The organism is Micromonospora sp. NPDC048170 (assembly GCF_040652795.1).
Classification (GTDB): domain Bacteria; phylum Actinomycetota; class Actinomycetes; order Mycobacteriales; family Micromonosporaceae; genus Micromonospora.
The window spans coordinates 1-25,250 of record NZ_JBEZMR010000006.1; the positions used below are offsets into that span (position 1 = coordinate 1).

Here is a 25,250-nt window from a genome sequence, read left to right on the forward strand (position 1 = left end):
TCCAAGGGCGGCCGCCCACCCGCCTTCGACCCGCAGCTTTACCGGCTACGCCACGCCGTCGAGAACGGCATCAACCGACTCAAACGCCACCGCGGGGTCGCCACCCGATACGACAAACTCGCCGTCCGCTTCCAAGCCGTCCTGACCATCGCGATCATCACCGAATGGCTCTGACCGGCTTATGAAACACGCCTTAGCTGCGACACGCGCTGCGGGGAGATGCCAAGTAGCGCGCCCGCGTCGCGGACCGTGTAGCCCTTTGCGAGTAGTGCGCGTGCGGCGGTGACGGTCGCCTCTTCGGCGGACTCTTCGGCCTTGCGTAACTCGCTGCGGGCCCTGCGAGCCCGGGTCACCTCTTGCGGCAGGTCGGGCTGCACGTCAACGTCGAAGCTGTGCGGGGCGACGTCGAGCATGAGGGCGATGGCTTCACGTGCCATGCCTTCGACCTGGTCGAGACGGCGAGCCTGAGAGAAAACACCCTTGATCTCCGGCACGCTGATCGCCCACCAAGCACCCGAGCGTACGCATCTGGCGGTGTACCTCATCGGCGACAGCTCCCCTCTCACCTCAAGCCCACGTCGGCACGTCCGGCGGAAGCTCAGGGTCGCCTGACGGGTGTGCAGTCAGTCGATCGTCGGCAGCTTCGGCCCCAGGACGTCGTCGGCGTCGACGATCGTGTACGCGTAGCCCTGTTCGGCGAGGAAGCGTTGCCGGTGCGCCGCGTACTCGGTGTCGATGGTGTCGCGGGAGACGACGGTGTAGAAGTGGGCCTGTCGGCCGTCGGCCTTGGGCCGCAGCACCCGGCCGAGCCGCTGTGCCTCCTCCTGCCGTGACCCGAACGTGCCGGAGACCTGGATCGCCACGGCCGCCTCGGGCAGGTCGATGGAGAAGTTGCCGACCTTCGAGATGACGAGGGTGCGCACCTCGCCGGAGCGGAACGCGTCGAAGAGCCGTTCGCGTTCCTTGTTGGTGGTGGAGCCCTGCACGATCGGGGCGTCGAGGTATTCGCCGAGTTGGTGGAGTTGGTCGATGTAGCCGCCGATGACGAGCACCTGCTCGTCGGGGTGCCGGTTGACCAGGGCCTTGATGACGGGCAGCTTGGTGCGGGCGGTCGCTGCCATCCGGTAGCGTTCCTCGGCTTCCGCCGTGGCGTACGACAGGCGCTCCGCGTCGGTGAGGGTCACCCGCACCTCGGTGCACTGGGCGGGGGCGATCCAGCCCTGTGACTCGATGTCCTTCCAGGGCGCGTCGTACCGCTTCGGGCCGATCAGGCTGAACACGTCGCCCTCGCGGCCGTCCTCGCGTACCAGAGTCGCCGTGAGGCCCAGCCGGCGGCGGGCCTGGAGGTCCGCGGTGAACCGGAAGATCGGCGCGGGCAGCAGGTGCACCTCGTCGTAGACGACCAGACCCCAGTCGCGGGCCCCGAACAGGTCCAGGTGGGTGAAGGCGCCGCCGCGCCGCGAGGTGAGCACCTGGTACGTGGCGATGGTGACCGGCCGGATCTCCTTGCGCTCGCCCGAGTACTCCCCGATCTCCTCCTCCGTCAGGGACGTGCGGGCGATCAGCTCGCGCTTCCACTGCCGGCCGGCGACCGTGTTCGTGACGAGGATCAGGGTGGTCGCCTTCGCCTCGGCCATCGCCGCCGCCCCGACCAGCGTCTTGCCGGCGCCGCATGGCAGCACCACGACGCCCGACCCGCCGGCCCAGAACGCCTCCACGGCCTCCCGCTGGTACGACCGCAGCGTCCACGGCTTCCCGCCGTCCTTGCCGGCCTCGGCCAGCTCGATCGGGTGCGCCTCGCCGTCGACGTAACCGGCCAGGTCCTCCGCCGGCCAGCCGAGCTTGAGCAGCGCCTGCTTGAGCCGGCCCCGCTCGGACGGGTGCACCGCGATCGTGTCGTCGTCGAGCTTCGCGCCGAGCATCCCGGCGAGCTTCTTGCTCTTGGCGACCTCGATCAGCACCACCCGGTCCAGCGCCCGCAGCACCAGCCCGTGCGCCGGGTCGTTGGCGAGTTGGAGGCGGCCGTACCGGTCCATCGTCTCGGCGACGTCGACCAGCAGCGCGTGCGGCACCGGGTAGCGCGAATACTTGATCAGCGAGTCCACCACGCCCTCGGCGTCGTGGCCGGCGGCGCGCGCGTTCCACAGCCCCAGCGGGGTCAGCCGGTACGTGTGCACGTGCTCGGGGGAACGCTCCAGCTCGGCGAAGGGCGCGATGGCCATCCGGCACGCCTGCGCGTCGGGGTGGTCGATCTCCAGCAGCAGGGTCTTGTCCGACTGCACGATCAGGGGTCCGCCGCTCACGCCAGCGCCTCTCCTCCACCTCGGGTCGTCGGCTGTCCGGAAGGCGACTGACCCGCCCCAGGCCGACCCACCAGTGTTGCACGTAACCGGGTGAGCACAGAAAAATCTGGCCACCAGGAGCAACCGGAGCGGTCCTCGCAACGTCTAGCAAAGAGGACAACTGTCAGGGAGGCGTCATGAAGCACGTCCGGATCACCACCCGGTTCGTCGCCCTGGCCGTGGTCACGCTGGTCGGCGCCGGTGCGTGCGCGTTCGATCCGCAGGCCGACGGTGGCGGGGGCGGGGGACCCGTCGCGGCCGGGGCTGTGGAGGGGGCAACGGGGGCGAGCGGTACGCCCGGGCCTGACCAGCGGGCGAAGCCCGGCACGACCCCGCCGAAGCCGAAGGCCACGCCGACCCGGAGCACGCCGAAGCCGAGCACGCCGAAGCCGACGCGTCCCGCGGCGAAGCCCACCGGGTCGCCGTCCGCCGCCGGCTGCCCGCAGGGCGAGCACCAGCGCGAGGTGGAGACCCACCTGGCCCGGCTGGGCGGGTTCGGCCCGGTGACCGTCGACGGCCGGCAGTCCGCCGCCGACTGCGCCGCCATCAAGAAGTTCCAGAAGCGGTACGACATCCGCCCCGCCCACGGCCGCGCCGGGCCCACCACCCACGACGTGGCGAAGCGGCTCGCCGCCACCGACACCGCGAGCTGCCGGGCCGGCTCGGGCACCACCTTCTGCATCGACCTGACCCGGCAGACCACCTGGGTCATGCGCAGCGGCAAGGTGCTCGTGAAACCGACCGTGACCCGTACGGGCATGCCCGGCTACCGCACCCCGGCCGGCACCTTCAAGATCAACTACCGCAACATCAAGGAGTGGTCCGACCCGTACGAGGTGTGGCTGCCGTACTGGCAGCACTTCACCCAGGGCATGGGCTTCCACCAGACGACCACCTACCTGCATGACAAGTCGATCGGCTCGCACGGTTGCGTCAACCTGCTGCGCGGCGACGCCGTCCGCTACTGGGAACTGGGCAAGGTCGGCAGCAAGGTGGTGCTGATCGGGCGGCGCCCCGGCACCTGAGCAGCCCCTCCGCCGGGCCGAAGGCGTCGCACATCTCGTCCGATCAGGGGTTTATCCCCTGTCACCTTCGGCAACGGGGTGACACGCTGGACGCAGGCGTCGAACCGGACGGGGAGGGCTGGAGATGACGGTCGACCGTGAACTGGTCCCGGAGCACGCCCCCGAGCACGACCGATCCCCCACGGAGGAGGTCTCCACCGCCACCGTGGTCGCGTACGCGGTGGCCGCGATCGTGCTCGTCGGCTGGTTCCTCTTCGGCTGGCTGGTGCTCGAGCAGGGTTTCGTCGACTCGGTCGGCGAGTCGGCCGGCGCCGGGTTCGCGCTGCTGCTGATCGTGTCCGTCGTCGGGACGGTACGCCGCAGCCGGCGCTGACCCGACCCGTTCAGTCCTCCCGCACCGCCGCCGTGACCCGGTGCAGGGCGAAGGTGTGCAGCATCTCCGTCCGCTCGTCCTCGGCGCGCAGGTAGCCGGCCCCGATCGACACCGGCCGGACGAGCCGGGACGCGGTCGCCCCGTGCGCGTCGACGTAACCGACCCAGACCAGCGCCCTGTCCCGCACCGCCTGCTGGAGCACGGCGAGGGCGTCGCTGTGGGAGTGCACCGGCGCCGGGCCGGTACGCCCGACCCCGCCCCGGACCACGGCCGGTGCCCGCCGGGCGGCCCGGGCCGCCGCGTCGCCGCGCCGGATGTGCTCCACCACGCCCAGCAGGCGCGGCATGGCCAGCTTCGGGGTGGTCAGCGGGTCGAGCGTCCGGGTCGTCACCGGCACCCGGGCAGGTGCGCGCCGGGTCTTCGGGCGAGCGAGCACCGCCGCCCCGCTCGCGTCCTCCGGCACCGGCGCGTAGCCGGCGTCACGCAGCGCCGTCAGCATCCGGCCCACGTGGTACGGCGTCGACAGCACCGTCGGCGCCAGCCGGCGCAGCGCCAACGACTCCAGCCGCCGGTCGGCGAGCACCTCGGTCAGCAGCGCCTCGTCGTCGCTGCGCACATACCCCCCGGCGGAGCCGACCCGCAGCCCGCCGTGCTTGCGGGCCACGTCGTCCACCAGGTAGCTCAGCCCCTGCGGAACGGGGGTGCGGGACCGCTGCCGGAACAGGGCGTGCAGGTCGTCGGCCGAGTAGCCGGCGTCCAGGGCCCGGCGCACGCTGGCCGGGGTGACCCGGTGCACGCTGGCGCCACCCGCCGACTCGTGCTCCGCCACCGCCTCCAACTCGGCGGCGAGCGCCGGGTCGGGCGGGCCGGGCACCACGACGGTCAGGTCCGCCTGCACGAGGAAGTGGTCGACCGGGGCGGGCAGCAGGGCGTCCAGCGCGCGTACGGCACTGGACGGGTCCCCGCTCTCGGCGTCCGTCCGCAGCCCGAGCGGGTCGTCCCCGCCCCGCTCGTCGGCCGCGGTCACGTCGGCGAGCAGCAGCCGCCCGTACGAGGTGAGCGCCCCCAGCCCCGTCACGCCCAGCGTGGCAGCCTCGGCCAGCACCTCGCGGTGCGCGGCCTCCCGCCCCCGGCTGCGCCGCGGCGCCCGCCAGTCGAGCAGGGCCAGCACCTCCTCGGGGGCGGGCCCGGTGGCCGGCTCCAGGCCGGCGAGCACCTCGAGCACGGCCCGCCGGGCGGCCGGCGCGCCGGCCCGTTCCGCCTCGGCGGAGAGCACCGTGATCGGCCGGTCCCGGTCGTCGCGCTGCCCCACCAGCCCGGCCTGCCGGGTCATGGTCAGCCAGGCGCGGGCGAGCTGTTCCCAGCGCTGCGCGAGCGTGCCGGCCCGCCACACCTCGTACCCGGCGGTGGGCAGGACCTGCTGGTCGGCGCCGTACCGGGTGGTGGTGGCCCCGGGCAGGTCGACCTCGCCGACGAGCCCGCCCGCGTACGCCGCCTCCAGCAGCAGGGCCGCCGTCGGCTCGTCCACCCCGACGGCCCGGGCCAGCCGGCGCAGGTCGCGGACGCCCAGGCCGCCCGAGCGGAGCACCGGCGCCGGTTCGGCGGCGAGCTGCTCCAGCAGGGCCTCGGTGTGGCGTACCACCTCCATGGTCTGACCGGTCCCGGCCGAGTCGGCGACCTTCGGCTCGCGCGGCGGGGTGACCACCGGCGGTGGGCTGCTGCGCAGCGGGCCGAGCGGGCCGCTGTCCCGGCGCAGCAGCAGGCCGACCTCCCGGGGCAGCTCGACGGTGCCCGTGGCGCCGGCCTTGCCGCCCGAGACCGGCACCAGCAGGTGGTGGTCGACGAGCCAGCGCACCGGCGAACCGGTGGGCGCGCCGCCGTTGGTCGGGTCCGGGGGCAGGTCGTCCTCCGCGCCGACCGGGGGCGCCTGCAACGCGCCGGCAGGCACGCTGCCGACCGGCGGTCCGGCGGCCAGCCGATCCAGGATCGCCCGGGCCGAGGGCGGTGCGGCCAGCAGCGTCCGCCGCAGTTTCGCCGGGTCCGCGCAGAGGGCCGCCGCCCGCGGGTCCAGGTCCGCCGCCGGTCGTCCCAGCCCCGCCGGGTACGGCGAGACCTCGTCGACGCTCGCCACCACGTGCAGGCCGCTCTCGGGGCCGTACAGCAGGAAGAGCGCGCGCAGCCGGTTGACGGCGGCACGGACGGTGGCGGGGGCGGGCCGGTGCGGGCCGGCGGTGGCCATGGCGAGCACCGCCTCGGTGGAGGTGGTCCCGTCGGCCGCGTCCCGGGTCAGCCGGGCGGCGTCCAGCACCAGCAGGGTGAACTGGTCCAGCGCGTCGAGCGCGCGGGCCACCGAGACCCGGGACTGGGCCCGGGTGGCGAGCGCGGAGACGTCGGCCGGCACGGGCACGACGAGGTCCGGTCGCAGCTGGAGGAGGGCGGCGAGCGACTCGTCGGGCAGCGACCGCAGGTGGTCGGCGAGTGAGGTGGTCATTGTCGTTCCACGCTAGCCCGGACGGGGGTCCTCCCGCCCCTCGGACGTCCGGCTGACCCGGGGATGGGCGGTACGTTCTCCGCATGGCAGCGCTGACGGTCGGCTTCGACCTCGACATGACCCTGGTCGATTCGCGTCCCGGCATCGCCGACACCTTCCGGGCGTTGACCGCGAGTACGGGGGTGCACGTGGACGCGGTGGCCGCCGTGTCCCGGCTCGGCCCGCCGCTGCGCACCGAGATCGCCCGCTGGTTCCCGCCGGAGCAGGTCGACGCGGCCGTCCGGACGTACCGCGAGCTGTATCCGGCGTACGCGATCACGCCCACCGTCCCGCTCCCCGGCGCCGCCGCCGCGATCGACGCCGTACGCGAACGCGGCGGGCGGGTGCTGGTGGTCACCGCCAAGCTGGGCCGCCTGGCCCGGCTGCACCTCGGCCACCTCGGCCTGGTGGTCGACGAGGTGGCCGGCGACCTGTTCGCGGAGGAGAAGGCGACGGCCCTGCGGCAGCACGGCGCGACCCACTACGTGGGCGACCACGTGGCGGACATGGTGGCCGCTGGCGCGGCGGGCGTTCCCGGCATCGCGGTCGCCACCGGCCCGTGCACCGTCGACGAGCTGCGCGCGGCGGGGGCGGAGGTGGTGCTGGATGATCTCACCGGATTCCCGGCGGCGCTGGACGGCATGATCCGGCTAGCCTTGGAGCGGTAGACGTTCCAAGCTCAAGCGAAGCAGGGGTTCTCAGGTGCCGACGGGTCGAGTGAAGTGGTTTGACGCGGCCAAGGGATACGGATTCGTCACCAGTGACGAGGGTGGCGACGTGTTCCTTCCCAAGACCGCGCTACCGACGGGTGTCTCCGAACTCAAGGGCGGCCAGCGGGTCGACTTCAGCGTGGTGGACAGCCGCCGGGGCGCGCAGGCGATGGGGGTCAAGCTGCTCGACGTGCCGCCGTCGATGGCGGAGCTGCGTCGCCGGCCGGCGGAGGAACTGCACGGCCTCGTCGAGGACATGATCAAGGTGCTGGAGGCGAAGGTCCAGCCGGACCTGCGCCGGGGTCGTTTCCCGGACCGCAGGACGGCGCAGAAGATCGCTCAGCTGGTCCACGCGGTCGCCAACGAGCTGGAGGTCTGAGGCACGAGCCCGGCGTCGGCGGCCCGGCCGAGCAGCGCCTCCACGGCGGCGAACCCCGCGTCCCCCAGGTCGGCGGTGAACTCGTTGACGTAGAGCCCGATGTGCCGGTCCACCACGTCGGGCTCCATCTCCTGCGCGTGCGCGAGCACGTACTCCCTGCTGGCGGCCGGATCGGCCCAGGCCTGGCGGACCGACTCGCGGATCCATCCGGCTGCGGCCTGCGGGTCGACCGCGCCGCGCCGGGCCAGGATGGCGCCGAGGGGAATGGGAAGGCCGGTGTCGGCCTCCCACCACTCGCCGAGGTCGACGAGGGCGGTCAGGCCGTGCCGTCGGTAGGTGAACCGGGCCTCGTGGATGACGAGTCCGGCGTCGTACCGGCCGGCGGCGACGCCCGGCATGATCTCGTGGAACGGTACGACCTCGATCCGCGCCGGAGGCCGCTCGGCCGCCCACAGCCGGAAGAGCAGGTACGCCGTGGTCCGGTCACCCGGCACCGCCACGGTGGCGCCGCTCAGGTCGGCGCGGCCGGCAGGGTCGGGACGGTCGGCGTGGCCGGGACGGTCGGGGTGGCCGCTGCGGGTCAGCACCAGCGGGCCGCAGCCACGGCCGAGCGCACCCCCACAGGGCAGCAGGTGGTAGTCGTCCAGCAGCCACGGCAGCGCCGCGTAACTCACCTTGACCAGGTCGAACGCCCCGCGTTCGGCGGCCGTGTTGGTGACGTCCACGTCGGCGTACGTGACGTCGACCGGCGGGGCGCCGGGCACGCGGCCGTGCACCAGGCCGTGGAAGACGAACGTGTCGTTGGGGCAGGGCGAGATCGCCAGCGAGAGCGCCACGCCCCCACCGTAGCCCCGCGCTGTGCGGGTCACCCGATCGTGGCAGCCTCGATGTGACCTGGATCCGTTCCGTCGAGTCAGCGGCCACCCGGCCGGGTGCGGCCTGTCCGCGGCGGTGGCGGCCGAGGGGTTCCATCCACCCCCGCACGGACGAACGCGCGCCTGGCGGACAGGAGCGTGTGTCCCGCTCTGCCGGTTAACCTTGCCCGGCGGCGCCTTTCGAGCTGATGTCGTAAACGATTCAGCCCTGCACGATGCCCGCCGCCACTGACCCCCGCCATCCGCTGCCGCCGTCGTCCGCCGCCCCCGTCGTCCGCCGCCCCCGTCGTCCGCCGCCCCCGTTGTCCGCCGCCCCCGTCGTCCGCCGCCCCGTCGTCCTCCGTGCGCCGCAGTCCGTCGTGCGCCGTCGTCCGTCGTTAAGGCCTGCCGCTGCCGCCTGACAACCGCTGCTCGTCCGCGGCTCCGCAGCACCCTTGTCGTTCGGCTGCGGTCCTTTCTGCGACCAGAGCATGATCATCTGTTCGCGGCAGCTGGCGGGTTGCAGTGTTTGATGTCGTAGACGATTCAGCTCTACAGCGTCGTAGCAGAGTCCGGTTCGAGCCCGTGGCCAGGCCGTTTCAGCCGGTTGACGAACTGGCGCGACGGTCCGGCCGGCCGGTCGATGGCCGATGTTTGTCCACAGGTTTGTCCACAGGCGGCGGGTGGTTGTTGAGGACACAGCGTTGCGCCGGGGAGCATGTTTTCCGTGGCAGAGCTGACGGATTCCGTTGACCTTGGCGCGACCCTGCGGGCTCTGCGACGCCGAGCGGACCTGAGTCAGCGGCAACTGGCCGAGCGGTCCGGGGTGCCTCAGGCGACTCTGGCCCGGATCGAGTCGGGCCGGGCTGCCGACCCACGGTTCCGGACGGTGGAGCGGCTCGTCCGGGCTGCCGGTGGGGAGGTGGCAATCAGCGTGCGCGACACCACCGCGAGCGCCGACACCGCCGACACCGCCGGAGCGGCCGGAAACGCCGGCCGGTCGCTGCCGGCAGTGCCGCACGACCAGTTGCGGGACGGAGCGGGACGTCGCTATCCGGCTCACCTCGACGTCTGGGAGGTGAATGAGCCGAAGGACTGGCCGGGTGCCTGGTGGGCGAACTGGTACAACCTGCCCCCGGCGCTCTGGCCGCTACCGCTACCACCGGCCACATACGAGCGGAGTCGTGCCTACCGGGATCGGCGTCGACGGGCCGAGGAGATCCGGCGGACGGTCCGGCTGCGACGGGTGACTGACCGTGGCCTGCCGGCGACGTCGTGGCGGTTCGTGGCCGAACTGCCAGGTGGCGAGCTGGTCGGCGAGCTGCGGGCCCACGAGCGCAGCCCACACCTGGTGTACGGCGACGACCCGAGTGAGGAGCGGGAGATCGTCATCGACGGTGTCCTCGTCGCCGGGGACTGCCGCCGGCTCGGCATCGGGCGCCGGCTGGTCGGACTGCTCGCGGACGAGATGGACCGGGCGGGTATCCGGACCGCCCACGCGATCGCCGAGTTCGGCGGCGTCGACCTGCTGCTCGGCTGCGGATACCGGCTGGAGGCGAGCCGGCCGTGGGCCCTGCGGCTCGACCGTTGACCAGCGGCTGCGGACTGACCGTCAGGCCAGGTCAGGGCAGGGCCGCTGCGGCGGTGGTGAGGGCGGCGAGTGCCTCGCGCATACGCCAGGCGTCGCGGTCGCGGGGGCCGATCGGGTTGGAGACGGTACGCAGTTCGACGAAGGGGACGCCGGCCTGCGCGGCGGCGACGGCCACGCCGTACCCCTCCATGGCCTCGGCGACCGCGTCGGGGTGACGCCGGCGCAGGGCGTCCGTGCTGGCTGCGGTGCCGGTCACGGTGCTGACGGTCAGCACCGCGCCCACCGTTGCCGTCGGCAGCCCGGCCCGCAGGGCGGCCAGCAGCTCCGGGTCGGCGGCGAGCGTGACGCCGCCACCGAGCCACTCCGGGGGCATGCCCAGCTCGTCCACGGGAAGGAAGCCCGCCGGTGACTCGGCGCCCAGGTCGGCGGCGACGGAGCCGGAGCCCAGCACCGTCGCGCCGACCTCCACCCGGCCGGCGAAGCCGCCCGCCACGCCCGCGCTGACCACAGCACGGTACGGACGCCCGGCTGCCTCGGCGAGCACCAGCAGCCGGGCTGTGGTGGCGGCGGCCACGGCCGGCCCCACCCCCACCGGCAGCACCGTCGTCGACGGGTCCGTGAGGCCCGCGCGGACGGCCTCGGCCTCGGCGGGCACCGCCGTGACCACCAGCAGGCCCCTCACGGCAGTGGCCCCTGCGGTTCCCTGCGGGTCTCGTCGTCCGCCCCGCCCGGCCCGCCGACGGCCGACGACGGCCGGTAGATGTGGTATCCCGGCGGGGCCAGGGCCGGGTCGTCCAGCGGCGAGCCGACCTGCGCCGGGGCGGGCGACACCGGCGCCGCCTCGGCCTCGGTGTCCGCGCCGGCGTCGGTGCCCGTGCCGGCTCTGGTGCCCTGACCGGCCCTGAGGTCCGTGCCGGCTCTGGCATCCTGGCCGGCCGTGGTGTCCTGGCCGACCCGGGTGTCCGCGCCGGGACGGGTGTCCGTGTCGGGTTCGTCGGTCTTGTCGGCCAGTTCGTCGTCGGCGAGCGGGCGACCGACCAGGCGTTCGGCGCGCAGGCGGCTCGCCACCACCACGCCCCGGACGGCGGCCAACGTGCCGACCCCGGCGACGACGGCGATCCCGATCCGGCCGTCGAAGGGTACGAGCCCCAGCCCGCCCCCGGCGACGAACGCGAGCATCAGCACCGTCTCGGAGTGGGCGAACGAGCTGGCCCGTAGCCGCTCCGGTATGCGTTCCTGGATCGAGGCGTCCACCGCGAGCTTGGCGATGCCGCTGATCAGCGCGGCCACCAGGCAGAGCAGGGCGACCATCGGCAGCGAGAACATCACCGTGGTGAGGACCCCCACCCCGCCCACGATGATCATGCCGCTGGACTGGAGCGCGACGGGTCGGTGGATGCGCAGCCGGGTGCCGATCGCGGTGGCGAGGAAGGTGCCCACGGCCAGTGCCGCACCGACGAGGCCCAGCGCCCCCTCGTCGCCCAGGTCCCGGCCGAAGACGACGGTGGTCAGGTCGCCGGCCTTGATCGCGAAGGCGAGGAAGAGCAGCAGGAAACCGTAGACGCCGCGTAGCGTCGCGGAGTTGATCAGGGTGGCCATCACGAGCCGGCCGGCGGGCCGCCCCCGGCCCAGCGGGCGGTCACCGTTGCGCCTGCCGAGCGCCCGCAGCGGCCGGGGCACCCGCTCCGGCGGCTCGGAGTCGGCCTTCGGCGGCAGCCGCAGGGCGATCACCATGCCGACCAGGAAGATGACCGAGGCGACCCGGAGCGGCCACTGCGGCCCGAACCAGAAGGCGGCCAGACCGATCGGGGCGACCAGGGCGCCGGCCACCGTGCCGTACACGCTGGCCCGGGCGCCCACCTGGGAGAGGCCGAGCCCCTCCGGCAGCAGTCGCGGGACGGCCGCGGACCGGGCCACCCCGTACGCGCGGGAGAGCGCCAGCACGCCGAAGGCCGCCGGATAGAGGCCGAAGCCGTGGATGTAGTCGGAGATCAGCCAGGCCAGGAAGGCGCGGCCGAGCATGGTGGCGGCGAGCGCGTACCGGCGGCCGTGACGGAAGTGGTCGAGCAGCGGGCCCACCACCGGGGCGAGCATGGCGAACGGCACCATGGTCACCAGCAGGTAGAGGGCGACCTTGCTGCGCGCCTCGCCGAGCGGGACGTTGAAGAAGATCGTGCCGGCGAGCCCGATGGCGATCAGCGTGTCCCCGGCGCAGGAGACCGCGTGCAGGTCGAAGAGGCGGACCATGCCGACCTCGCCCCCGGCACCCCGGGTGCGGGCCCGGCCCGCCCGGCGGGTCATCCAGCGTCCACCGCTGACCGAACCGCGCAACAGCAGGCGGACGGCCTTGATGCCGGTGCCGACGGTCCGCCCGAGCGCGGACCGCCCGGAGCGGGAGAACGACGGCATGCCCACCATCCTCACCCATCCGGTCCGTCCGCGCCGCACCACTGTCCCAGAACGTCGTCGGCGGGTGCCTGTCGGTCAGCCGTACGCATGGGGAACAATGGTCTGGTGACCAGGCCCGCCTCCGCCCGTGCCGCTCGTCTCGACCAGGTATGCGCCGCCGCCGTCGAGGTGGCACGTGACGCCATCACCGAGGTCGACCCCTCGGACATCGGCGACCACCTACAGGCCGTCGCGGAGGGCGACCGGCTCGTCACGCACTACTTCGAGTGCCGCCTCGCCGGCTACCGCGGCTGGCGGTGGGCGGTCACCGTCACCCGCGTGCCGCGCAGCCGCCACGTCACCGTCTGCGAGACGGTGCTGATTCCCGGCACGGACGCGATGCTCGCCCCCGGCTGGCTGCCCTGGCAGGAGCGGCTCAAGCCGGGCGACCTCGGCCCCGGCGACCTGCTGCCCACCCCGGCGGACGACGACCGGCTCCAGCCCGGCTACCTGCTCTCCGACGACCCGGCGGTCGAGGAGACCGCCTGGGAGCTCGGTCTCGGCCGGGCCCGGGTGCTCTCCCGGGAGGGCCGCAGCGAGGCCGCCCAACGCTGGTACGACGGCGACCACGGCCCGTCGGCCGCGATCTCGACCGCAGCCCCCGCCGCCGCCCGCTGTGGGACCTGCGGCTTCTACCTGCCGCTCGCGGGCGCCCTGCGGCAGTCCTTCGGTGCCTGCGGCAACTTCTACGCCCCCGACGACGGTCGGGTGGTCAGCGCCGACCACGGCTGCGGGGCGCACTCGGAGACGCTGATCGAGACCGCCGACACCCCGGTCGACGACCTGCCGACGGTCTACGACGACAGCGCGGTCGAGCCCGTGGCGGTCAGCCGGGCACCGGGCTCCGTCGAGGCCGCGGAGCCGGCGGAGCCGTACGGCCACCCCTGACGGAGCTGGCGCGACGCCGACCGGGCGCTCTTCCTCACACCTCGGCGCGGCGGCGACGCCGGTTGGCGTCGTGCCGCATCATCACGGCGAGACCGGGGAAGCCCCACAGGAAACCGGCCAGGCAGGTCCACAGCCAGTCCTGGTGATCGTGTGCCGTCAGCCAGTCGCGGAAGAAGACCAGCAGCACCAACCCGGCGAGCGCCCACGCCGCTATCCCGGCGAGAGCGAACGGCACCATCGGCGGGTCGAGCGGCTCCGGCCGCGGTGGCTGCTGCTTCGGCACGCGGCAAGCGTACGCGATCAATTTTTCCTGCTGGCCGGTGATCTGCGACGATGCGCGCGACAACGGTAGATCACCTGCGAGGATCTGATGAAAGTAGCGCCGCCCGAGAACGGCACACCACCCGACCCAGCACACCCGCGTAGCGGTTTCGACCGGTTCTTCGAGATCTCCGCCCGTGGCTCGACGATGAGCCGCGAGGTACGCGGTGGCCTGGCGACCTTCTTCACGATGGCGTACATCGTGGTGCTCAACCCGCTCATCATCGGTGGTGCCGTCGACGGCGACGGCCAGAAGCTCCCCATTCCCGCCCTGGCCGCGGCCACGGCCCTGGTCGCCGGCCTGATGACCATCCTGATGGGTGTGGTCGGCCGGTTCCCGCTGGCGCTCGCCGCCGGCCTCGGCGTCAACGCGCTGGTCGCGTACGAGATCGCCCCGGAGATGACCTGGGCGGACGCGATGGGCCTCGTGGTGATCGAGGGTGTGATCATCGCGGTGCTGGTGCTGACCGGCCTGCGTACGGCGGTGTTCCGTTCGGTGCCGACGCAGATGAAGACGGCGATCGGCGTCGGCATCGGCCTCTTCCTGACCATCATCGGCCTGGTCAACGCCGGTTTCGTCCGCCGGGTGCCGGACTCGGCGAACACCACGGTCCCGGTCGGGCTGGGCTTCGACGGCAGCCTGGGCAGTTGGCCCATGCTGGTCTTCGTGGTGGGTCTGCTGTTGACCGTGGTGCTGATGGTGCGCCGGGTCAAGGGCGCGATCCTGATCGGCATCCTCGGCTCCACCGTGCTGGCGATCGTCGTCGAGGCGTTGGCGAACATCGGGCCGTCCTTCGTCGACGGCAAGCCGAACCCGAAGGGTTGGGCGCTGAACGTCCCCGAGCTGCCGGCGACCTGGGTGGACGTGCCGGACCTGTCGCTGCTGGGCAACTTCAACGTGTTCGACTCGTGGAGCAAGGCCGGCTGGCTCGTCGTCCTCATGTTCGTGTTCACCCTGCTGATCACGGACTTCTTCGACACGATGGGCACGATGGTCGCGGTCGGCCAGGAGGGGAAAATGCTCGACGAGCGGGGCACCCCGCCGCGGGCCAAGGAGATCCTGCTGGTCGACTCGATCGCGGCGGCGGCCGGCGGTGCGGCGAGCACGTCCAGCAACACGTCGTACATCGAGAGCGCCGCCGGTGTGGCGGAGGGTGCCCGGACGGGCGCGGCCAACCTGGTCACCGGCGGGTTGTTCCTGCTGGCGATGTTCCTGGCGCCGCTGGTCGTGGTGGTGCCGTTCGAGGCGGCGTCCACCGCCCTGGTGGTGGTCGGCTTCCTGATGATGACCGCGGTGCGGACGATCGACTGGTCCGACTACGAGATCGCGATCCCGGCGTTCCTGACGATCGCGGTGATGCCCTTCACGTACTCGATCTCCAACGGCATCGGTGCCGGCCTGATCTCGTACGTGGTGGTGAAGCTCGCCAAGGGCAAGGCCCGGGAGATCCACCCGCTGCTGTACGGCGTGGCCGCCCTCTTCGTGCTGTACTTCCTGCGCGGGCCGATCGAGTCCGTGGTGCTCTGACCACCTTCTGCTCCGGGCCGGTGGCCGAATCGGGCGTCCGGCCCGGAGCAGGGGTGAACCTCCCCGTGAGCCTGGTCATATCGCATCTCATTCGCCAAGCTAATTAGTTAGGCTAACTATCGTGACGGAGCGGACGGTGACGGCGAAACGCATGCCACCGGCGCAGCTGGCACCCCAGCTGCGTGATGCGATCACCCGGCTCAACCGACGGGTCCGACAGGCCCGGCCGGTTGGCGACCTCACGGTCACCCAGCTCTCCGCGCTCACCAGCCTCCAGCTGGCGGGTGCGCTGACGCCTCGGGAACTGGCCGACGTGGAACGGGTGCAGCCGCCCACGATGACCAGGATCGTCGCGAAGTTGGAGGAGCGCGGCCTCGTGCAGCGCACCCCCCATCCAACCGACGGCCGGCAGGTCATCCTGGCGGTGACCGAAGGAGGACGGGCGGTGCTCGAACAGTTCGAGCGGGTCCGCGACGAGTGGCTGGCCAGCCGGCTGGCCGCGCTGACCGAAGCCGAACGGGAGACCCTGCGGCAGGCGGCCGAGATCCTTCAGCAGGTCGCCCGCGCCTGACCCGCGCGTCGTGCCACCGCGCCGTCCGACGTCGATGACGCGTACGACCGCGAGGAGGCGCACTAAGAGTGCGGGCAAAGATGAGCACGATGTTCCAGTCCCTAGAGGTTCGCAACTACCGGCTTTTCGCATCCGGGCAGCTGATCAAGCTGATCGGCGTCTGGATGATGTTCATCGCCCAGGACTGGCTGGTCCTCGAGCTCTCCGACAACTCCGCCACCGCGCTCGGCGTCGTCACCGCACTCCAGTTCGCCCCCGTGCTGCTGCTCACGCTGCTCTCCGGGCGGCTCGCCGACCGCTACGACAAGCGGATGCTGCTCTTCGTCGCGAACGCGTTCTGGACCGTGCTGGCGCTCGCCATGAGCCTGCTGGTGATCACCGGCGTCGTGCAGCTCTGGCACGTCTTCGCGTTCGCGGCCCTGCTGGGCGTCGCCAACGCCGTGGAGACCCCGGTCCGGCAGGCGTTCGTCTCCGAACTGGTCGGCACGCCGCTGCTGCCGAACGCGCTCTCGCTGAACGCGGCCGTGTTCAACTCCGCCCGGATCGTCGGGCCGGCCGTCGCGGGCCTGGCCATCGCCGCCTTCGACGTCGGGCCGGTCTTCCTGTTCACCGCCGTCAGCTCGATCGCCCCGCTGGTCACCGTGATCCAGATGCGCCCCGCCGAGCTGCACCGGGAGGTGCTGCCGCCGCGCGACGAGCGGGCGTCGGCCAAGGTGATCGACGGGCTCCGCTACGTCTCCCGCCGCCCCGACCTGCTGCTGCCCATGGCGGTGATGTCGGTGATCGGCATGTCGCTGTTCAACTTCCAGCTCACCCTCGCCGCGCTGGCCAAGACCGTGTTCCAGACCGGTGCGGCCTCGTTCGGGCTGTTCAGCACCGCGCTGGCCGTCGGCGCGCTGGTCGGCGCGCTCGCCGGCACCGGGCGGCGTAGCCGCCCGTCGGTGTGGCTGGTGCTCGGCGCGGCGGTCGGCTGCGCCAGCTTCGGCACGCTGGTGGGGGTCGCCCAGGCGTACTGGATGGTGGTGGCGCTGCTGCTGCCGACCGGGTTCTTCATGGTGTTCTTCGCCCAGGCCGCCAACCAGCGGGTCCAGCTCGGCACGGACGCCGCCTTCCGCGGCCGGGTGATGGCCCTCTGGGTGCTGGTCTTCCTCGGCACGAACCCGGTCGGGGCGCCGCTCATCGGCTGGGTCGCCGAGACCTACGGCGCCGGCGCCAGCATCTGGATGGGTGGGCTGATCTCGCTGGCCACCGCCCTGGCCGCGCTCACCTGGCAGCTCCGCCGCTCCGGCGCCCGGCTGCGTTTCCGCATCCTGCCGATGCCGCGCTTCTACGTCACCTCCACGGACTGCTGAACGTCCCCGCCGTCCCGGGATGGGCCGACCGGTCCCATCCCGGACGACGGATGACACGAAAGCGGTGGCGATCAGGGGTCACGCGGCTTAGCGTCGATATGTGGAGCCTGGGCGCGCGCTGCTGTTGATCCTGGCCTTCGTCGCCGTGGCCAGCCTGCCGGCGGTGATCGCCATGATCTTCTGCGCCGACGAGATCATCGACCGGGTCGCCTGCGGCTACGCCGAGTGGCGGGAGCGCCGGCGGGAGCGGCGCACCATCGGCCGCCTCGACCGGGCCGTCGAGGCCGACGCGCTGACCCGCGACATCGACCTCAGCGCTCTCGACCGGCCCGACCGGCGCCCGCTGGAGGAACTCGCCGCCGACCTGCGCCGCCTGCGCAGCCAGCGGGTCGGTTTCGACGGCCGCCAGCCCGTCTGGCACGGCATGGTCCTCAAGGCGTACGACGACCGGCTCCGGCTGGCCTGCCAGGCGCTCGGGCTCACCGAGCACCTGGCCGAGCTGGAGGGCGTCGACCTGGAACTGGAACGGGTCCGGGTAGAGGGCGTACTGCACGCCGCCGGGCTGACCCTGCCCGCCGCCCGGGCGAGCCACCGGCAGCGCCACCGCTGAGGCCGGCCGGCTTGAGACTCTTCGTCGCGATCTACCCGCCGTCCGAGGTGGTCGCGCACCTCGGCGTGCAGGTCGCCCGGCTGCGGGCCGGCGCGAGGGCCGCCGCCGGGATCGACGTCCGACTCGCCGACCCGGCCGACGCGCACGTCACCCTCGCCTTCCTCGGCGACGTCGAGGCGGAGCGGCTGGTCGCGGTCCAGAGCGCGCTCGGGCTCGCCGCCGACCGGTTCCGGGACGGCCGCCCCGCCGCGCCCCGGCTCCGGCTCGCCGGTGGCGGGCGGTTCGGGCAGGACCGGTCCACGGTGCTCTGGGTCGACCTGCGGGGCGAGGTGGAGTCGGTGGAGACCCTGGCCCAGCTCATCCGCTCCCGGCTACGACACGCCGACCTGTCGTACGACGAGCGGCCGTTCCGCCCGCACCTGACCGTCGCCCGCCCCGGCGACCGGATGTCACCGGTCGACGTGGCTGCCGACACGGCCACCCTCGACGACTACGAGGGCCCGCAGTGGCCGGCGACCGAGATGGTGCTCGTGCGCAGCCACCCCGGCCCCCGCCACACGTACGAGCGGCTGGCCGCCTGGCCCCTCTGACCGACGGGGCTCTACCAGGCCCAGGCCTCCGGGCCCGGCCCGCCGTTGCCGACGGGTGGGAAGAGCTCGTCCAGCCGGGTGAGGGTGTCCTCGTCGAGGGAGACGGCCAGGGCGCCCAGGGAACGGTCGAGCTGGTCGACGGTGCGCGGCCCGATGATCGGGGCGGTCACCCCGGGCCTGGACAACAGCCAGCCGAGGGCCATGTCCGCAGCGTCGTGACCGAGGTCGCCGCAGAGCTTCTCGTACGCCTCGATGGTCGGCCGGTGCTCGGCGAGCGCGTCGGCGGAGCGACCGCTGGCCCCGCGCGCGGCCCCGCCCTCGGCCATCTTCCGCAGTACGCCGGCGAGCAGCCCGCCGTGCAGCGGCGACCACGGGATGATGCCCAGGCCGTGGTGTTGCGCAGCCGGCACCACCTCGAGCTCGACGTGTCGGGTCATCAGGTTGTAGATGCACTGTTCGGAGACGAGACCGAGGAAGTGGCGCTTCCCCGCCGCCTCCTGCGCCACGGAGATGTGCCAACCGGCGAAGTTGGACGATCCGACGTAGAGCACCTTGCCCTGGGCGACCAGGGTCTCCATGGCCTGCCAGATCTCCTCCCACGGCGTGCTCCGGGAGACGTGGTGCATCTGGTAGAGGTCGATGGTGTCGGTCTGGAGGCGGCGCAGCGAATCCTCGCAGGCCCGGACGATGTGCCGGGCGGAGAGGCCCTGCTCGTTGGGCCAGTCGCCCATCTTGCCGTAGACCTTGGTGGCCAGCACGACCTTCTCCCGCCGGCCGCCGCCCTGGGCGAACCAGCGCCCGATGATCTGCTCGGTGATCCCCTCACCGGTCTGCCAGCCGTAGACGTCGGCGGTGTCGAAGAAGTTGATCCCGTGTTCGAGGGCCCGGTCCATGATCGCGAAGCTGTCCGGCTCGGTGGTCTGCGGCCCGAAGTTCATCGTGCCGAGGCAGAGGCGGCTGACCGACAGGCCGGTACGGCCAAGGTTCGTGTACTCCATGAGGCCACCCTGCCACGGCGGGACTTCGAGCGCCTCGCGTCGACGCCGGCGACGGTCGTCGCCGGCGTCAGACGGTCACGAGGACTCGCGGGCGGCCGGGCCGCTGCCGAAGAGCACGTCGTCCCAGCTCGGCAGGCGCTTGCGCGGCTTGCCACCGGCGTCGGTCGCCTCGGCGGCTGCCGCCGGCGCACCCGTGCGCCGGGGCCGGAGCACCGCCAGCGACGGCACGGCCGGCACCTCCTTCGGCGCGTCCGAATCGTCGTCGAAGGCGGAACCCTGACCACCGCCGAGCAGTGCCGCCGCCCCACCGCCGACCGGCCGCTGGCGCGGCGCGTCCTGCCCGGCCAGGGCAGCCGGGGTACGCGGTTCGAGGCCGCGGCCCGAGGTCGAGCCCAGCGGACGGTCGAGGGAGGCGAGCAGGGCGTCCCGCCCGGCCCGGATCGGATCGCGGCCGGGGCGGCTGTGCTCGGCCGCCGCCGGCAGGCCGTGCCCGCCCCGGCTCGGCTCGCCGCGCGACGGACCGGGCAGCGCGTGGCCGCCCCGCTCCGGCGCCGGCTCCTGGCCGAGGATCGGGGTGGGGCGCTCGGCGCAAAGATATTGCGCCATGTCGTCGTGCGGGGTGACCGTCTGCCGGGTCTTGTCGAGATCCCAGATCGCCTGCGCGGTCGCCTTGCCCGACGGCCAGGTCGCCACGATCCGCCAGGTGCCGTCGTCGCGGCGCCACGCGTCCCAGGAGATCTTCTCGGTGTCGATCCCGTGCTGGGCCAGCCGGCCGTTGACCACCTCGGCGAGCGGGGTGGGCTTCTCGGCGCCCTTGAGCCGGGTGCGCCGGGCGTGCTGGGCGAGCATCGCCCGCTCCTGGAGCACCGGGCCGGCGTAACGCAGCACCCGGTCGACCGGCACGCCGGCGATGCGGGCGACGTCCTCGGCGGACTCGCCGGAGCGGATCTTCGCCTGGATGTCCCGTGGAGAGAGTGAGGGCACCGGGTCGACGCCGGCCGCCGGGGCCACCGCGAGCGGCGGGGCACCGGGCTCGGCGTGCAACGCGCCGGCGATGCGCTCGTCGATGGGCAGGGCGAGCAGTCGCCCGACCTCGTCGGCGAGCACCATGGCCTGGCCGTCCTCGGAGAGGGCGACGAAGCGTACTGGGCGCATGCGTTGCCTCCGTCCCGCTTCGCTGGCCGTCACGCCACGAGCCGGCCACCCGGGCGTCCTCGCACCACCGTACGCGCATCTGCCCGGAGGTGGGGGATGCGACACCCGCATGTCGTGACTGAGCTGCGGCAATGATCACGGTCGGTGGCCGCCGACACATTCTGCGGCCACCGACCGTGACGACGATCAGAGCCGCTCGACCACGTAGTCGATCGACGCGGTAAGGGCCTCGACGTCGGCCGGCTCGACGGCCGGGAAGAGCGCGACGCGAAGCTGGTTGCGGCCCAGCTTCCGGTACGGCTCGGTGTCCACGATGCCGTTGGCGCGCAGCACCTTGGCGACCGCGGTGGCGTCGACGGAGTCGGCGAAGTCGATGGTGGCGACCACGTTGGAACGCAGCGCCGGGTCGGTGACGAACGGCGTCGCCACCTCGGAGCGCTCCGCCCAGCCGTACACGATCGCGGCGCTCTCGGCCGTGCGCTTGGCCGCCCAGGCCAGCCCGCCCTGGGAGTTCATCCAGTCGGTCTGCTCGGCGGCCAGGAAGATCGTGGCCAACGCCGGCGTGTTGTAGGTCTGTTCCAGCCGCGAGTTGTCGATCGCGGTGACCAGGTCGAGGAAGGCCGGGATGTACCGGCCGGACGCCTTGATCTCACCGGCGCGGTCCAGCGCGGCCGGGGACATCAGGGCCAGCCACAGGCCACCGTCGGAGCCGAAGCACTTCTGCGGCGCGAAGTAGTAGACGTCGGTCTCGCCGACGTTGACGTCCAGGCCGCCGGCGCCCGAGGTGGCGTCGACCAGCAGCAGCGAGCCCGGGTCGGCGCCGGCCACCCGGCTGATCGGCACCGCGACACCCGTCGAGGTCTCGTTGTGCGGGGTGGCGTAGACGTCCACCCCGGCCTCCGCGGCCAGGGTGGGGGCGCTGCCGGCCTCCGACTTGCGGATGGTCGGCTCGCCGAGGAACGGGGCGTCCCTGACCGACTTGGCGAACTTCGCGCCGAACTCGCCGAAGCTGGCGAACTGTGCCCGGTCCCGGACCAGGCCGAACGTCGCGACCTCCCAGAACGCCGTGGTGCCGCCGTTGCCCAGCACCACCTCGTAGCCCTCGGGGAGGGAGAAGAAGTCGGCGATGCCGCGGCGCAGCCGGGCCACCTGGTCGCGGACGGTCTTCTGCCGGTGCGAGGTGCCCAGGTAACTGGTCGTCACGTCGGCGAGGGCGGAGACCGCCGCCGGACGGACCTTGGACGGCCCGCAGCCGAACCTCCCGTCGGCGGGCCTGAGGTCGTCGGGAATCCGGATGGTCGGTGCGTCAGCCACGGTTGTCGAGATCCTTCCGCATGGGCGAGAGCGGGCCCGGTGTTCAGGTGGGCGCGGATCGACGGCGGACGCGCGCTCAGGCGCACGACGTGGCCGGGACCCGGGCCCGGTCCGGCGACACTGCCGGCCTTCATCCTCCCACCCGGGCCGGCCCATTCGGCTGCTGGTCCCACCAGCGGCGCTGAGTCGTGCACCACAACGCCAGCCGGCGCCGCCCCGGCCGCCGCCGCCCGCGGGTGCCCAGGTGTGAGGAAGGGCCTCTTCCTATCGCCCAGGCGATAGGAAGAGGCCCTTCCTCACAGGTCAGACGCCGTGCGGGATGGCGTCCCAGCCCTCGACCTCGCTCGGCTTGCGGGTGCCCGGGCCGACGTAGCGGGCCGACGGGCGGACCAGCCGCTGGAGCTTCTTCTGCTCCAGGATGTGCGCGCTCCAGCCGCCCATCCGGGCGCAGGTGAACATGGAGGTGAACATGTGCGCCGGCACCTCGGCGAAGTCCAGCACCACGGCCGACCAGAACTCGACGTTGGTGGCGAGCACCCGGTCCGGCCGGCGGGCCTGGAGCTCGGCCAGGGCGGCCTTCTCCAGCGCCTCGGCGATCTCGAAGCGCGGCGCGCCCAGCTCCTTGGCGGTGCGGCGCAGCACGCGGGCGCGCGGGTCCTCGGCCCGGTAGACGCGGTGACCGAAGCCCATCAGCCGCTCGCCCCGGTCGAGGACGCCCTTGACGTAGCCCTCGGCGTCGCCGCTGCGCTCGACCACCTCCAGCATGCTGAGCACGCGGGACGGGGCGCCGCCGTGCAGCGGGCCGGAGAGGGCGCCGATGCCGGAGGAGATGCAGGCCGCGGCGTCCGCGCCGGTGGAGGCGACGATCCGGGCGGTGAAGGTGGAGGCGTTCAGGCCGTGCTCGGCGGCCGAGATGAAGTAGGCGTCGACGGCCTTGACGTGCCGCGGGTCCGGCTCGCCCCGCCAGCGCTTCATGAAGCGCTCGACGATGGTGGACGCCTTGTCGATCTCCTTCTGCGGCACCGCCGGCAGGCCCAGGCCGCGCGCCGACTGGGCGACGAAGGAGAGCGCGGTGACCGACACCCGGGCGAGGTCCTCGCGGGCCTGCTCGTCGGAGATGTCGAGCAGCTGGTTGAGACCCCAGTACGGGGCCAGCATCGCGACCGCGGACTGCACGTCCACCCGGATGTCGCCGGAGTGCACCGGCACCGGGAACGGCTCCGCCGGCGGCAGGCCCGGGCCGAACCGCCCGTCGACCAGCAGCGCCCACACGTTGCCGAAGGAGACCTGACCGATCAGATCCTCGATGTCGACCCCGCGATAGCGCAGCGCGCCGCCCTCGCGGTCGGGTTCGGCGATCTCGGTCTCGAAGGCTACGACGCCCTCCAGCCCGGGTTTGAAATCGGCCATCTCGTTCTCCTGGATCTGCTCGGTGCGCCCGCCCGGGGCTCCGGTCCCGGCCCAGCCGGGCGAACGCCTTAGGCGACCCTCAGGGATGTGTTCGTGACATCTTGCCTGCTGGGTAACCAGATCCGCGACCCACAGCGAATGTGCCGCACGCGACATCCCCGGTCGGGGACGCCCGGGCCGCGTCGGTGACACTGGGCGGTACGGGCTGGCCTGCGCCGCAGGGGGTGGGTCGGGCTGACGAGAAGGAGAGGGAACGTGACGGGGGACACAGCCCGGCCGGCCGCCATGCGTAACGAGTACGCCGCGGAGCTGGGCCTTTCCGACGCTGACCTGGCCGCCGACTGGCACAGCCAGTTCGCCCGTTGGTTCGCCGACGCGGTCGCCGCCGGGCTGCCCGAACCGAACGCGATGGTGGTCGGTACCGCCGACGCCACGGGCCGCCCGAGCGCGCGGACCGTGCTGCTGAAGGGGTACGACCCGCAGGGCTTCGTCTTCTTCACCAACTACGGGTCGCGTAAGGGCGCCGAGGCGGCCGCCAACCCGTACGTGAGCCTCGTCTTCCCCTGGTTCCCGATGCACCGGCAGGTGGTGGTGGCCGGCCGGGTCGAGCGGGTCGACCGGGCGGAGACGGAGGAGTACTTCGCCAGCCGGCCGCGCGGCTCCCAGCTCGGCGCCTGGGCCAGCACCCAGTCCCGCGTGATCCCCGACCGGGTCGTGCTGGACGAGGCGTACCGGGCGGCGGCGGAGCGGTTCGCCGAGGTCGAGCCGATCCCCGCCCCGCCGCACTGGGGCGGGCTGCGGGTGCGGCCCGAGTCGGTGGAGTTCTGGCAGGGCCGGGCCAGCCGGCTGCACGACCGGCTGCGGTTCCGGCTCACCGGGCCCGGGGAGTGGATCGTCGAGCGGCTGGCGCCGTGACCCAGCTCAGGGACGCCCGGGCACGAGGGCTGCGCCGGTTCGCGATCGACGTGAGTCCGCTGGCCGTGCCGGCGTACCGGCGGATGTGGCTGGGCAACGGCATCGCGATGTTCGGCATCCAGCTCACCGCGGTCGCCGTGCCGGTGGAGATGTACGCGCTGACGGGAAGCTCCCTCTGGGTCGGCCTGATCGGGATCGCGGCGTTCGTACCGCTGCTGGTCTTCGGGCTGTGGGGCGGCGCGGTCGCCGACGCGCACGACCGGCGCAAGGTGCTGCTGGTGACGGCGGCGGTGCTCTGGGCCGCCACGCTCGGCCTGGCGGTACAGGCCGTGCTCGGGATCGGCAGCCCGCTGCTGCTGCTCGCCCTGGTGGCGGTGCAGTCGATCGCCTTCGCGGTCAGCTCGCCCACCCGCAACGCGATCCTGCCCCGGCTGGTGCCGGCGGAACTGGTGCCGGCGGCGAGCACCCTGAACTTCACCACCTACACGGCCGCCTCGGTGTTCGGCCCGCTGGTCGCCGGCCTGATCTTCGCCTGGTGGGGCACCGGCCTCGGCCTGCCGATCGCGTACGCGGCCGACGCGGTGCTCTACACGGTCGCCGTCTGGGCGACCGTGAAGCTGCCGGCCATGCCACCGGAGCCGGACCCGGACGGAACGGACACCCCACGGCGGGCCGGGCTGGCCAGCATCGTCGACGGGCTGCGCTACCTGGCGACCACGCCGGTGTTGCTGCTCTCCTTCGTCATCGACCTGATCGCGATGGTGCTGGCGATGCCCCGGGCGCTCTTCCCCGAGGTCGCCGAGGAACGGTTCGGCGGCGGCGCGGCGGTCGGCTGGCTCTACAGCGCGATCGCGGCGGGCGCGATGCTCGGCGGGCTGACCTCCGGCTGGATCGGCCGGCTGCGCCGGCAGGGGCTGGTGCTGGTGGGGGCGGTGGTCGGCTGGGGCCTGGCCGTGGCGGCGGCCGGGCTGGCCGGCCAGCTCTGGCTGATGGTGCTGCTGCTCGCGGTGGCCGGGGCGGCCGACCTGGTCAGCGCGGTGCTGCGGCAGTCGATGCTGCTGGTCTACGCGCCGGACCGGATGCGTGGTCGGCTCATGGGCGTCAACACGGTCGTCATCGCCGGCGGCCCGCGCCTCGGCGACCTGCGGGCCGGCGCGGTGGCGGCCGGCTTCGGCGGCGGCGTCGCCTGGGTCGGCGGCGGGCTGCTCTCGGCGGCGCTCGCGGTGCTGCTCGCGGTGGCGTTCCCGGTGCTGCTGCGCTACCGGGCGGCGGCGTCCTCCGGCGAAGGCCGGGCGTGACGGGCCCGGTCGGGGCGAGCGACGGCGGAACGGGAACCGTTAGGGTCC

24 protein-coding genes and 1 pseudogene are annotated in these 25,250 nt (G+C 73.1%); 14 read left to right on the forward strand and 11 right to left on the reverse strand.

The window, feature by feature from the left end; genetic code table 11:
• Positions 1 to 174: pseudogene (locus AB0D32_RS11810) on the forward strand (IS5/IS1182 family transposase); the annotation flags it as partial.
• A gap of 5 nt (positions 175 to 179) precedes the next feature.
• Here AB0D32_RS11810 and AB0D32_RS11815 read toward each other — a convergent pair.
• Together AB0D32_RS11815 and AB0D32_RS11820 are read right to left on the reverse strand one after the other, a co-directional pair.
• A complete protein-coding gene (locus tag AB0D32_RS11815; RefSeq protein WP_357088116.1) occupies positions 180 to 494 on the reverse strand; it encodes a hypothetical protein in 315 nt (104 codons plus the stop codon).
• Positions 495 to 623: 129 nt separating this feature from the next.
• Positions 624 to 2,303: a DNA repair helicase XPB gene (locus AB0D32_RS11820; RefSeq protein ID WP_357088119.1), complete on the reverse strand. Its 1,680-nt coding sequence runs from the start codon at positions 2,301 to 2,303 to the stop codon at positions 624 to 626.
• 176 nt (positions 2,304 to 2,479) lie between these two features.
• Between AB0D32_RS11820 and AB0D32_RS11825 the strand changes: the two genes are divergently transcribed.
• Together AB0D32_RS11825 and AB0D32_RS11830 are read left to right on the forward strand one after the other, a co-directional pair.
• The gene (locus tag AB0D32_RS11825; RefSeq protein ID WP_357088122.1) at positions 2,480 to 3,367 is read left to right on the forward strand and encodes a L,D-transpeptidase family protein; all 888 of its coding nucleotides are present in this window, start codon (positions 2,480 to 2,482) and stop codon (positions 3,365 to 3,367) included.
• Between the two features lie 124 nt (positions 3,368 to 3,491).
• Positions 3,492 to 3,740, forward strand: coding sequence for a hypothetical protein (locus tag AB0D32_RS11830; protein WP_357088125.1), 249 nt, complete (start codon positions 3,492 to 3,494; stop codon positions 3,738 to 3,740).
• Positions 3,741 to 3,750: 10 nt separating this feature from the next.
• Here AB0D32_RS11830 and AB0D32_RS11835 read toward each other — a convergent pair whose 3' ends face one another.
• Complete coding sequence (locus AB0D32_RS11835) at positions 3,751 to 6,231, reverse strand: helicase-associated domain-containing protein (protein WP_357088128.1); 2,481 nt, start codon at positions 6,229 to 6,231, stop codon at positions 3,751 to 3,753.
• A gap of 83 nt (positions 6,232 to 6,314) precedes the next feature.
• Here AB0D32_RS11835 and AB0D32_RS11840 point away from each other — a divergent pair, with 83 nt between their 5' ends.
• Both AB0D32_RS11840 and AB0D32_RS11845 read left to right on the forward strand, forming a co-directional pair.
• Positions 6,315 to 6,938, forward strand: coding sequence for a haloacid dehalogenase-like hydrolase (locus tag AB0D32_RS11840; RefSeq protein WP_357088130.1), 624 nt, complete (start codon positions 6,315 to 6,317; stop codon positions 6,936 to 6,938).
• A 34-nt stretch (positions 6,939 to 6,972) separates the two neighbouring features.
• The gene (locus AB0D32_RS11845) at positions 6,973 to 7,359 is read left to right on the forward strand and encodes a cold shock domain-containing protein (RefSeq protein WP_357088132.1); all 387 of its coding nucleotides are present in this window, start codon (positions 6,973 to 6,975) and stop codon (positions 7,357 to 7,359) included.
• On the opposite strand, the gene AB0D32_RS11850 is transcribed toward AB0D32_RS11845, so the two are convergent.
• The gene (locus AB0D32_RS11850; protein WP_357088134.1) at positions 7,320 to 8,195 is read right to left on the reverse strand and encodes a 1,4-dihydroxy-6-naphthoate synthase; all 876 of its coding nucleotides are present in this window, start codon (positions 8,193 to 8,195) and stop codon (positions 7,320 to 7,322) included. The two genes, AB0D32_RS11845 and AB0D32_RS11850, sit on opposite strands and share 40 nt — an antisense overlap.
• Positions 8,196 to 8,940: 745 nt before the next feature.
• Here AB0D32_RS11850 and AB0D32_RS11855 point away from each other — a divergent pair.
• A complete protein-coding gene (locus tag AB0D32_RS11855) occupies positions 8,941 to 9,804 on the forward strand; it encodes a GNAT family N-acetyltransferase (protein WP_357088136.1) in 864 nt (287 codons plus the stop codon).
• Between the two features lie 31 nt (positions 9,805 to 9,835).
• On the opposite strand, the gene AB0D32_RS11860 is transcribed toward AB0D32_RS11855, so the two are convergent.
• The gene (locus AB0D32_RS11860; RefSeq protein ID WP_357088138.1) at positions 9,836 to 10,486 is read right to left on the reverse strand and encodes a futalosine hydrolase; all 651 of its coding nucleotides are present in this window, start codon (positions 10,484 to 10,486) and stop codon (positions 9,836 to 9,838) included.
• Positions 10,483 to 12,213, reverse strand: coding sequence for an MFS transporter (locus AB0D32_RS11865; RefSeq protein WP_357088140.1), 1,731 nt, complete (start codon positions 12,211 to 12,213; stop codon positions 10,483 to 10,485). Before AB0D32_RS11865 ends, AB0D32_RS11860 begins: the two co-directional genes overlap by 4 nt.
• An 87-nt stretch (positions 12,214 to 12,300) precedes the next feature.
• On the opposite strand from AB0D32_RS11865, the gene AB0D32_RS11870 reads away from it, so the two are divergent.
• The gene (locus AB0D32_RS11870) at positions 12,301 to 13,140 is read left to right on the forward strand and encodes a DUF3027 domain-containing protein (protein WP_357088142.1); all 840 of its coding nucleotides are present in this window, start codon (positions 12,301 to 12,303) and stop codon (positions 13,138 to 13,140) included.
• 34 nt (positions 13,141 to 13,174) lie between these two features.
• Here the strand turns inward: AB0D32_RS11870 and AB0D32_RS11875 are convergent, their stop codons facing one another.
• A complete protein-coding gene (locus tag AB0D32_RS11875) occupies positions 13,175 to 13,423 on the reverse strand; it encodes a DUF2530 domain-containing protein (RefSeq protein WP_357088145.1) in 249 nt (82 codons plus the stop codon).
• A gap of 87 nt (positions 13,424 to 13,510) precedes the next feature.
• Here AB0D32_RS11875 and AB0D32_RS11880 point away from each other — a divergent pair, with 87 nt between their 5' ends.
• The 5 genes from AB0D32_RS11880 to thpR all read left to right on the forward strand — a co-directional run bounded on the left by AB0D32_RS11880 (position 13,511) and on the right by thpR (position 18,112).
• Positions 13,511 to 14,989 carry an NCS2 family permease gene (locus tag AB0D32_RS11880; RefSeq protein ID WP_357088147.1) on the forward strand — a complete coding sequence of 493 codons (1,479 nt, stop codon included), beginning with the start codon at positions 13,511 to 13,513 and terminating at the stop codon, positions 14,987 to 14,989.
• Between the two features lie 121 nt (positions 14,990 to 15,110).
• Complete coding sequence (locus AB0D32_RS11885) at positions 15,111 to 15,560, forward strand: MarR family transcriptional regulator (protein ID WP_357088150.1); 450 nt, start codon at positions 15,111 to 15,113, stop codon at positions 15,558 to 15,560.
• 68 nt (positions 15,561 to 15,628) lie between these two features.
• Positions 15,629 to 16,912 carry an MFS transporter gene (locus AB0D32_RS11890; RefSeq protein ID WP_357088154.1) on the forward strand — a complete coding sequence of 428 codons (1,284 nt, stop codon included), beginning with the start codon at positions 15,629 to 15,631 and terminating at the stop codon, positions 16,910 to 16,912.
• 100 nt (positions 16,913 to 17,012) lie between these two features.
• The gene (locus tag AB0D32_RS11895; protein ID WP_357088156.1) at positions 17,013 to 17,522 is read left to right on the forward strand and encodes a hypothetical protein; all 510 of its coding nucleotides are present in this window, start codon (positions 17,013 to 17,015) and stop codon (positions 17,520 to 17,522) included.
• An 11-nt stretch (positions 17,523 to 17,533) separates the two neighbouring features.
• Positions 17,534 to 18,112 (forward strand): RNA 2',3'-cyclic phosphodiesterase, encoded by a 579-nt coding sequence (thpR, locus tag AB0D32_RS11900; RefSeq protein WP_357088158.1) that lies wholly within the window; start codon positions 17,534 to 17,536, stop codon positions 18,110 to 18,112.
• Between the two features lie 11 nt (positions 18,113 to 18,123).
• On the opposite strand, the gene AB0D32_RS11905 is transcribed toward thpR, so the two are convergent.
• From AB0D32_RS11905 to AB0D32_RS11920, 4 genes are all read right to left on the reverse strand, one after another.
• Positions 18,124 to 19,110 (reverse strand): aldo/keto reductase, encoded by a 987-nt coding sequence (locus tag AB0D32_RS11905; protein WP_357088160.1) that lies wholly within the window; start codon positions 19,108 to 19,110, stop codon positions 18,124 to 18,126.
• Positions 19,111 to 19,185: 75 nt separating this feature from the next.
• Positions 19,186 to 20,265 carry a septation protein SepH gene (gene sepH, locus AB0D32_RS11910; RefSeq protein WP_357088162.1) on the reverse strand — a complete coding sequence of 360 codons (1,080 nt, stop codon included), beginning with the start codon at positions 20,263 to 20,265 and terminating at the stop codon, positions 19,186 to 19,188.
• 186 nt (positions 20,266 to 20,451) lie between these two features.
• Positions 20,452 to 21,579, reverse strand: coding sequence for a phosphoserine transaminase (gene serC, locus AB0D32_RS11915; protein ID WP_357088164.1), 1,128 nt, complete (start codon positions 21,577 to 21,579; stop codon positions 20,452 to 20,454).
• Positions 21,580 to 21,882: 303 nt separating this feature from the next.
• Positions 21,883 to 22,989 (reverse strand): citrate synthase 2, encoded by a 1,107-nt coding sequence (locus AB0D32_RS11920; RefSeq protein ID WP_357088168.1) that lies wholly within the window; start codon positions 22,987 to 22,989, stop codon positions 21,883 to 21,885.
• Between the two features lie 285 nt (positions 22,990 to 23,274).
• Here AB0D32_RS11920 and pdxH point away from each other — a divergent pair, with 285 nt between their 5' ends.
• The gene (gene pdxH, locus AB0D32_RS11925) at positions 23,275 to 23,904 is read left to right on the forward strand and encodes a pyridoxamine 5'-phosphate oxidase (RefSeq protein ID WP_357088575.1); all 630 of its coding nucleotides are present in this window, start codon (positions 23,275 to 23,277) and stop codon (positions 23,902 to 23,904) included.
• A complete protein-coding gene (locus AB0D32_RS11930; RefSeq protein WP_357088170.1) occupies positions 23,901 to 25,202 on the forward strand; it encodes an MFS transporter in 1,302 nt (433 codons plus the stop codon). The genes pdxH and AB0D32_RS11930 overlap by 4 nt, the downstream gene beginning before the upstream one ends.
• Positions 25,203 to 25,250: the final 48 nt, after the last annotated feature.